At 38.1% G+C, this 8,794-nt stretch carries 9 protein-coding genes; 5 read left to right on the top strand and 4 right to left on the bottom strand.

What is annotated here, in order from left to right:
* Positions 1-62 precede the first annotated feature (62 nt).
* On the top strand, positions 63-1,235 hold the full coding sequence (fadA, locus tag J2Y37_RS15350; RefSeq protein WP_004668297.1) for an acetyl-CoA C-acyltransferase FadA: 1,173 nt from the start codon (positions 63-65) through the stop codon (positions 1,233-1,235).
* Between the two features lie 64 nt (positions 1,236-1,299).
* On the opposite strand, the gene J2Y37_RS15345 is transcribed toward fadA, so the two are convergent.
* Both J2Y37_RS15345 and J2Y37_RS15340 read right to left on the bottom strand, forming a co-directional pair.
* The gene (locus J2Y37_RS15345; RefSeq protein WP_349033365.1) at positions 1,300-1,812 is read right to left on the bottom strand and encodes a hypothetical protein; all 513 of its coding nucleotides are present in this window, start codon (positions 1,810-1,812) and stop codon (positions 1,300-1,302) included.
* A gap of 173 nt (positions 1,813-1,985) precedes the next feature.
* Positions 1,986-2,624 carry an alpha/beta hydrolase gene (locus J2Y37_RS15340; protein ID WP_349033364.1) on the bottom strand — a complete coding sequence of 213 codons (639 nt, stop codon included), beginning with the start codon at positions 2,622-2,624 and terminating at the stop codon, positions 1,986-1,988.
* Between the two features lie 74 nt (positions 2,625-2,698).
* On the opposite strand from J2Y37_RS15340, the gene J2Y37_RS15335 reads away from it, so the two are divergent.
* The 3 genes from J2Y37_RS15335 to J2Y37_RS15325 all read left to right on the top strand — a co-directional run bounded on the left by J2Y37_RS15335 (position 2,699) and on the right by J2Y37_RS15325 (position 4,666).
* Positions 2,699-3,061, top strand: coding sequence for a MerR family transcriptional regulator (locus J2Y37_RS15335; RefSeq protein WP_349033363.1), 363 nt, complete (start codon positions 2,699-2,701; stop codon positions 3,059-3,061).
* Positions 3,062-3,071: 10 nt separating this feature from the next.
* A complete protein-coding gene (locus J2Y37_RS15330) occupies positions 3,072-3,767 on the top strand; it encodes a hypothetical protein (protein ID WP_349033362.1) in 696 nt (231 codons plus the stop codon).
* Positions 3,768-4,219: 452 nt separating this feature from the next.
* Entirely contained in the window at positions 4,220-4,666 is a 447-nt protein-coding gene (locus J2Y37_RS15325; protein WP_349033361.1) for a hypothetical protein, read from the top strand.
* A 26-nt stretch (positions 4,667-4,692) separates the two neighbouring features.
* Here the strand turns inward: J2Y37_RS15325 and J2Y37_RS15320 are convergent, their stop codons facing one another.
* Positions 4,693-6,498 (bottom strand): ABC transporter ATP-binding protein, encoded by a 1,806-nt coding sequence (locus tag J2Y37_RS15320; protein ID WP_349033360.1) that lies wholly within the window; start codon positions 6,496-6,498, stop codon positions 4,693-4,695.
* 145 nt (positions 6,499-6,643) lie between these two features.
* Positions 6,644-7,393, bottom strand: coding sequence for a hypothetical protein (locus J2Y37_RS15315; RefSeq protein WP_349033359.1), 750 nt, complete (start codon positions 7,391-7,393; stop codon positions 6,644-6,646).
* A gap of 175 nt (positions 7,394-7,568) precedes the next feature.
* On the opposite strand from J2Y37_RS15315, the gene J2Y37_RS15310 reads away from it, so the two are divergent.
* Positions 7,569-8,267: a DsbA family oxidoreductase gene (locus J2Y37_RS15310; RefSeq protein WP_005194728.1), complete on the top strand. Its 699-nt coding sequence runs from the start codon at positions 7,569-7,571 to the stop codon at positions 8,265-8,267.
* Positions 8,268-8,794: the final 527 nt, after the last annotated feature.

The following is an 8,794-nucleotide window of genomic DNA, read 5'->3' as shown; positions in this document are numbered from 1 at the left end:
CACAGATGTTGCGTGACATGGCTGCTAACAACACAAAATTCTACGGTTAAGGAGCGACGTGAATGGCTACTTTAAATCCACGTGACGTTGTGATTGTTGATGGCGTTCGTTCTGCCATGGGCAAATCGCGTAACGGTATGTTCCGCAATGTACGTGCCGACAGTTTATCTGCTGAATTAGTACGTGCACTGGTTGCTCGCAACCAGTTCGATACAAACGAAGTTGAAGACATCATTTGGGGTTGTGTCAACCAAACTTTAGAGCAAGGTATGAACATTGCTCGTAATATTGGTTTATTGGCTGACATCCCTAAGACTGCTGGCGGTCAAACCGTCAACCGTCTTTGTGGTTCTTCTATGCAAGCAATCCACACAGCTGCTGCACAGATTGCAACCAACCAAGGTGACGTGTTCATCATCGGTGGTGTAGAGCATATGGGCCATGTAGGTATGATGCACGGCATCGACCTGAACCCAGAAGCGTCTAAACACTATGCGAAAGCATCTAACATGATGGGCTTAACTGCTGAAATGTTAGGTCGTATGAATGGCATTAGCCGTGAAGAACAAGATGCGTTTGGTGTTGAATCTCACCGTCGCGCTTGGGCTGCAACACAAGAAGGTCGTTTCAAAAACGAAATCGTTGGTGTTGAAGGTCATGATGCCAATGGCTTCAAAATCCTTTGCGACATCGACGAAGTGATTCGTGCTGAAGCAAACCTTGAAGCGTTCAAAGCATTGAAACCTGTATTTGATCCTAAAGGCGGTTCAGTAACAGCAGCAACATCTTCTGCTCTTTCTGACGGTGCTTCTGCAATGTTGTTGATGTCTGCTGAACGTGCACAAGCTTTTGGTTTAAAACCACGTGCCGTGATTCGCTCTATGGCGATTGCGGGTTGTGATGCTGCGATCATGGGTTACGGTCCAGTTCCAGCAACTCAAAAAGCACTTAAGCGCGCTGGTTTAACGATGGCTGATATTCAAACCATCGAATTAAACGAAGCATTTGCTGCTCAAGGCTTATCAGTCATGAAAGGCTTAGGCGTTTATGACAAACAAGACATCATCAACTTGAATGGTGGTGCGATTGCATTGGGTCATCCATTGGGCTGTTCAGGTGCACGTATCACAACAACATTGTTGAACGTGATGGAACAACAAGATACACAAATCGGTCTTGCGACCATGTGTATCGGTCTTGGTCAAGGTATCGCGACCATTATCGAACGTGTTTAATCGACACTAAAAAAAAGAAACCCCGCTTATAGCGGGGTTTCTTTTTTTGAACTAAGTTCAAATTTTAGGGTATGAAAAACTGATTTTTAGGACCTTTTAACCCGTCTTGAATCTGTTGCTGCAATTTCAAAATATCATCCATATTGATCTTAATCGACCCATCACGAATCCCTATTATATTATTTCGATCAATATTCAAAGGTTCTAACATTTTAAACAGACCACTAGTCGGATCAGATGATTGTAGACCCTTAGCAACGGCTAAAACATGTTGCTCTAATAGCGGAGAAAGTTGCGATGAATCAGGTTCTTCCATTTTTTGTTGATAATTAACCGTCGTTACGCCCTCTTTCACTCCAGCATTCTGCATATCACTATGAGCTTTATAGATCTGATGTTGTAAGGCTTCACGTACTTTTTCATCCTCTTGAAAGGGAATGAAGCCTACTTCTTCACGCAACTCAGACTCCGCCATAATACGAATCGTTGGCAATGTAACCACCTCATTTGCTTGAGCCGTTGGTATACCAATAGCAGCAAATACGGCGATAAACACTGATCGTTTTAGAAAGTTCATGACTCGGCTCGCTCCAAAAATCCGTCACCATACGAAAAGATGATGAGTTAAATAAAAGCATCTATTCATAGGCTACAACAAAGTCGGGCTTGATTCAGTAAGGCTCAGATAAACGGTAAATATCAAGAAAATTTTGAACAAAAGATCAAATGAATTATGAGTATCAAGTCATTCTATTTTATGAGTATTTCTTTCAAATATCGAGCCAACTGAGGAAAGTCAGTATAACCATCCTCTGCCAAAAAATGCCCCGCTTTAGGAATAAGGGTAAATGGTATATCAAGTTTTTTTGCGAGCTTAATACTCAACTCAGGTGGGACATATTCATCATTTTCTGAAATAAACAGGTGTTTATTTGGGGAATTCTTCAGATTTATCTGCATATTTTGACTTTTTATAATATATGAGTCGAGTTGAGGTAGCGCAGGTAAAGTTTCAGTAAACCCAGCAACAAGAATAACTCCCCCAATCTTGGGAGGATTCCGCTTTGATAAAAAATTTAATAATGTGATACCGCCTAAACTATGGGCTACAAAATACGTCTGTTCATCAATCATTTTAATATTTTGTTCTAAAGCATGCTGCCAAGCCTCAACATCTGGCTGCATCGGATTGGGTAACTGTAAAATGGTTACCCGAGTATGTGAATCCTGCATCTGCCTCTGTACTGATTCAAACCAATGATCGTGTGCTGTAGCGCCATAACCATGCACAATAAAAATCTGACGATGTATCGTGGTCTCTGGTGGAGGCGCAGCATATCCAAAAAATGAAGTGAACAACAATCCCAAAGAATAAGCCAATTTTTTCATCAATATACTCTCAGTAAAATCTACTTATAGCCATGCTAAACTATGACAGCAATGTTAAGGTCAAGTGATATTCTATGAATCTTGCAAAAGTTGCCAAATTAACGCAGGTTAGTCCTCGTATGTTGCGTTACTATGAGGACGTAGGGCTAGTTCATCCCAAACGAAATACAAATAATTATCGCGATTACAGTCAAAAAGATATTGAAGATATTTATAAGATTAAAATATTGAATGATGCAGGGATGAATTTGAAAGATATTCAAGTTTTATTACCTTGTTTCGATTTGGATTATTATCGATTTAGTTTATGTCCTGTTGTGCAGACAAAATTAGAAAATGAACTTAAAAACGTAAATGAGCAATTAATCAAACTACAACGATCACATGAACTATTAAAATCATTTTTAGAACATGGTACAGTTGAACCAACCATTTAGGACCATACATATGAATCATATAATAAAAATGACATTATCCGTTGCTTTATCAAGCATGGTTATCTCGGGCTGTGCCACCAAAACCCTCATCACCAAAGACAATAAAACGTATACTCGGACGGCAAAGGTTACTTTAGTTGAAGACAATGTGGTCGCTTTTGGGCGACCGGCACAAGCAACAGCCAATTTACCACGCGATAGCATCGTCATTGCAGGTCAAAAGAATAGTTACATCCTGACCCAAGGCGGCGCTCAGTTTGCGACCATTATCAATAAGCTTGATCCCAAAAATATTCAAATCACACGTGATCTAAATTTCTTTTCTGAAAAAAATGACGGTCATTTTTCAGGAACATTGCCCATTTCTTATGTCAAACTCAAAGAGGATTTAAGCAAAAAAGACTTAGAATTTTTTATTGAAAATGGTGCAAAAGAATGTTCGTCTTCAAGTGATACACGTATGCAAGCACAACGTTTTTGTTTTGATATAAAACTTGCTGGTGTAGTCTACCCTGTCGCAAATAATCTGACTTCATTGAAAGCATTAAGCAAACCTTATCAAGTTACAATCTATACCAATCAACAAGAAAGCTATAAATCAAGATCAAGTCTCAATCCTTTTGAAAAGTTAGTATTACTACCTTTCGCCGTAGCAATTGATGTGGTGAGCTTACCGTTCCAAGCTGCCGAAAAGATTTTTGATTAATACTTAATGCGATTTCACTGATTAGAACATATTTAATTTCTTTTTTTTCGTAACATCCTCATTTGAAATGAGGATTTTTTAATATATTCAAGTCCATGATAAAGAAACGAAACTCTATAACCTTAATGAAAGCCTATAAAAAGAAAACACCGCTATATTCTGTACTAAAGTACGTTGTAATATTGATGTTTATAATAGGAGTTATTGTTTTATCTATATATAAATATGATCAAACCAACTATCCGTATTATCCCTCACAATTTGTCCAAATCATAACCTTCATCATCTCGATACTGAGTGCATTGTACGTTTTTATATATGTCTTTAATTATCTTTGGAAACGAGATATTCCAACGCTCAAAAAAGACAATTTTTATCGTCCTATACGATTAAAAATTTATTTAGGCCTATTTTTAGTTCTTGATCTATGTGGTAGTTCATTACTGGCTTGGATGGCTAAACAATCAACTGTATGGATGATGAATGGCTTATTCAGTGCTATTACGCATGTTTGGGGTAACGAACAAGTCATCATGGTTCAAATCCAACAAAAAGTTTTCGAAAATCCTGATCACCAACAATCCATCACGCTTGGCAGCGTCAGACATTCATACACATTAATCGATCCTGCACCTTACAAAATAGCAGCAAAGATTTCAATCAATGATCATCAACACTGGCTGCCTATACACTGTTATATAGGGCCGTCTCAACCACAGCTAACCACGTACCAATACAACTTAAATGGTAAAGTTTCATTTCTAGGCTTCAAATGTATTGAAAAATGTACTTTAAATTATAGATTCCAAACACATAATCATCAGCCAGTTACCAACCAAAATCTAATCGAATGTGAAGAACTATATAGAAAAACCTATCAAGCAAATCAAAACAAATAGTTTCTGTATAGATCAGAGATATCACTCTAACTATGTGTCTCTTCTTCACCTTCATTATCAAAGGTTTTGGCGATTTTATCGATATTTAGACTTTTCGCCATCGCATCAAAAATATCCTTATAAACACCTTGTTGTTGGTAAAGTTGATAATGTTCACCGTGCTCAACGATCGCACCATCCTGCATCACATAGGTATAATCCGCATCAATGATCTGTGACAAACTATGAGAAATAATGATCACTGTCCGCCCCTGTTTGATTTCATCTAAGCTATGTTTAATCTGTTCAGTGGCAATGGCATCCAAACTTGCTGTTGGTTCATCTAAAAAGATAATCGGTGGGTTTTTCAGAAACATCCGAGCGATTGCAATTCGTTGTTGTTGACCACCCGATAACTGTAAGGCATCTGATTGATAGCCTTTTGGTAGTTTCAAAATTTGTTCGTGGATAGAGGCTTTTTTTGCTGCTCGGATGATCTCTTCTTCAGTTGCATCCATTTTTCCATAGCAAATATTGTCTTGGATAGTGCCTTGGAAAATATGATTTTTCTGTAATACCAAGCCAATATGATCACGTAAATATTGGGTATCCATCTGATTTAGATCAATCCCATCCATGAGAATCTGCCCAGATTGCGGTAAGTAAAACTTATCTAGCAAACTAATCAGGGTCGATTTACCTGCACCTGATAGTCCAACCAAGGCAGTAATTTTATTGGGTTGAATAACCATGTTGATATTTTTCAGGGCATGATGGCCATTGGGATAATAAAAATCGACCTGCTTTAACTCAAACTTTCCTCTCAGATGCGCTGGCTTTTGCTGCCCCGAATCCTCAATCTCATCATCTGCCTGAAGAATCTGAAAAAAACTTTCTGCATAAATCATGGCATCATTCACTTCATCATAAATGCGGTGGAGTGAACGAATTGGAGCAGATACGTTGTTAAATAACAGAATATGGAACATGATCATCCCAATACTCATGTCTCCAACCAATACAAAATAGGCCGTTAAGATAATAATAAAAACAATACCAATTTGTTCTGTAAACGTTTTCAAACCATCAAAAACAAAGCTAATTTGACGGGTATACATCTGATTATCTGTTAGCTGCTTCTGTAAGATCAGTTGTTTTTCAGCTTCGACTTTTTCCCGATTGAATGATTTGATCACCGTGATGGAATTGATAATACTCAAAATACCCTGACTCTTACGCTCGCGTCCATCACGTAAATTTCGTCTAACCCCACCTAACTTCTGTGCTTGCTTGAATGTCAGCCAGAAGTAAATCGGCACGATACTCAGCGCAACCAGTCCAATCCAAAAATTAGCATAGAACATCAAAACCAATGCCAAAATTGCACTGCTAAACAGCGGTAAAATATCGATAAAGAAGATTTGAATCAAACGGGTAATCGAGCCAATTCCTCGATCAATCCTTGTTTGTAATTTGCCTGCCTGATTGTCATCTTGTGTAAAAAATGCCAAACGATAAGTGAGAAATTTCTCAATAATCGCCTGTGCGACATCTTGGGAAACCATAATTCTGAGGCGTTCACCAAATAACTTCTGGCCAAACTGAATCAAAGTACTGAGGACTTCCTTACTCAGCAAAATCACACTAATCGTTATTAAAATATGCAAGCCTTCCGCCAAGCCGCCGCCTGCTTCAACCAAACGATTGATCTGGTCGACAGCGTATTGAAGCGTTAAGGCATTGACCTGAGCGGTTAGTGCACCGATCAAGGTCAGAACCAATGTCACAATCACCAGTAATTTATACGGTGCAACAAAGGGTTTAACTCTATTAAAAAGCTGCCATAGATTCATATTTTTACGATTTTTCCCAAAATGCTTTCGACGACAGGTTTTAACTTACAGCGATGAACTCAACGACTTCGATGCGATTCTCCAGCTTAAACATGGCGAATGATGATCTAGATGCACTATTTTTAACGGTGCAAGCAGAAAATAACTATAGTTCCTCCTCCAACACTTCGACGTTATTGTTTTTAATTTTTTCCATCTGACTATTGAGCTTAAGGACATCTTGATACAGCGTATTAAATTTTTTCACGGGTGCATTCTCATAAAATAGAATGGTGTTATTTTTTCTTTGCCATTGATGGGTCTTTAACAGATCAAACATAACTTCTGCCTTTTCTAGGATCTGTTGTTCAATTGCAAAAATATCTTGGCTTTGATCAGCATTCAGGTTGCTTTCTAGTTTTGCTTGCAACAAATCACGCATATCACGTTGAATAGACAAACTCTTGGCTTGTTCAAGCGCGTCTAATTGAATTTTTTGACGTGTTTGCTCATATCCGGCCGAGACTTTACGCACATCGCTAAGCATCTGCTGTGTCTCTTTATAGTCCTGTTTACGATCACGATCTAATCGCTCTACATTTAAAAAGGTATCCCAATTCGCAGCTTTCAGTGCTCGTAGATACTCATTTCGTGCTTCAACATTTTGCATCCAATAGGTTAATAAGAATTCCGACATTAATTTATAATCACCAGACAAGCGATCATCTTGTACATCGAGCTGAACTGGCGTTGACCAATCTTGTGCTTGGTCATATAGCTCACGCATCTTCTCGGCCATGACCACATCAAACATTTGCTTATTGTTCTCTGCACGCTGTTGTAGCTTATGTTGATATAGAAAAAATGAACCAATACAAATCGCGATTACAGCAACAAATAATAGAAAACGGCGCATAATGCCTCCAAGCTTAATTATATTTTTTATGTCCTAACTTTAGTGTAATCATTAAAACGTATGCATTAATATGATTTTTATTTCACTTCACGTAACGGAGCATTACATATTACTCACTTTAAATTCAAGCACTTCATCCCTATTATCTCTTTAACTGAAATTGAAGAGATACGCCATGCGTGTAGATATTTGGTCAGATGTGGTCTGCCCTTTTTGTTATATCGGTAAAAAACGTCTTGAGCATGTTGCAGCAGAAGCTGGGATCGAACTTGATATTCACTGGCATAGTTTTGAACTCGATCCAGATGCGCCAGCAAAACATGACACATCCAATACAGAACGTTTAGCCAAAAAATATGGTCGAAGCTATGCTGAGATGGAAGAAATGGAACGCAATATTGCGGCCATGGCTGCTGAAGAAGGCATCGACTTTCAATGGCAAAAAGCCAATTCAGGCAATAGTTTTAATGCACATCGTATTATCCATCTCGCGCAAAGCAAAGGCATGGGCAATGAAGCAAAAGAAGCTTTCTTTCATGCCTATATGACCGAAGGTTTAGCCATTGGTGAACGTGAAGTGGTTGAAGAAATTGCTTCACGGATTGGCTTAGACAATGCTGAAGTCGAATATGTTTTGGACTCAGATGAATTGGCTGATTTTGTTCGCCACGATGAAAAGATTGCACATGAACAATTGAAGGTAACAGGTGTTCCCTTTTTTGTTTTTGATCAAAAGCTCGCTCTTCCAGGTGCACAGCCTCGTGAGATCTTCTTACAAGCACTACAAAAAGCTCAATCAACATCTGAGCAAGAAATAGTATCCACTGATGCAGCACAGTGTCATGATGATCAATGTGAAATAAAGCCGCAATAACACAACTTATGGACAAGCTTCAAATCCAAGATTGAAGCTTGTCTTGTTTCGTATAAATTTGTCTATTTTCTATTTATTTCAATATTTTATCTTAGATAATTAACCCATCTTCACTGAAAGTGATCTTTTTGCATGCTTTTTAGCCATTGATTTGTGCAGCTGATCACAACTCATGTATAGATTTATAGATACCTTTCTATTTTATGATCTATTTATCCGATTTGTTCTTTTAAAATGTTTCTATTTTTGCTCACAAAGCATGAACAACATCTCGATTTAACCCTATCAAATGAGATTGTTTGCTAACTCAAGTGCTATAGATTTTGCATCGTTTTCTTCTATAATTGTCATAAAGTGACAATCTTTTGTGATGAAAATACACACATTACAGCCCAGATAGATCGTTAAATTTAAGCAATAGATAGATATCTCGAATGGCATGTAGGGTGAGTAAAAAAGTATCGGCTCGCCACTACAAGTGACAACAATTTGTTAGAAATACGATGAATTCACTTTATTTAAAACAG

Source organism: Acinetobacter sp. 3657 (genome assembly GCF_031456775.1).
Lineage (GTDB): Bacteria > Pseudomonadota > Gammaproteobacteria > Pseudomonadales > Moraxellaceae > Acinetobacter.
The sequence above is the reverse complement of the archived record's forward strand: the minus strand, read 5'-3'. Positions and strand labels throughout refer to the sequence as shown.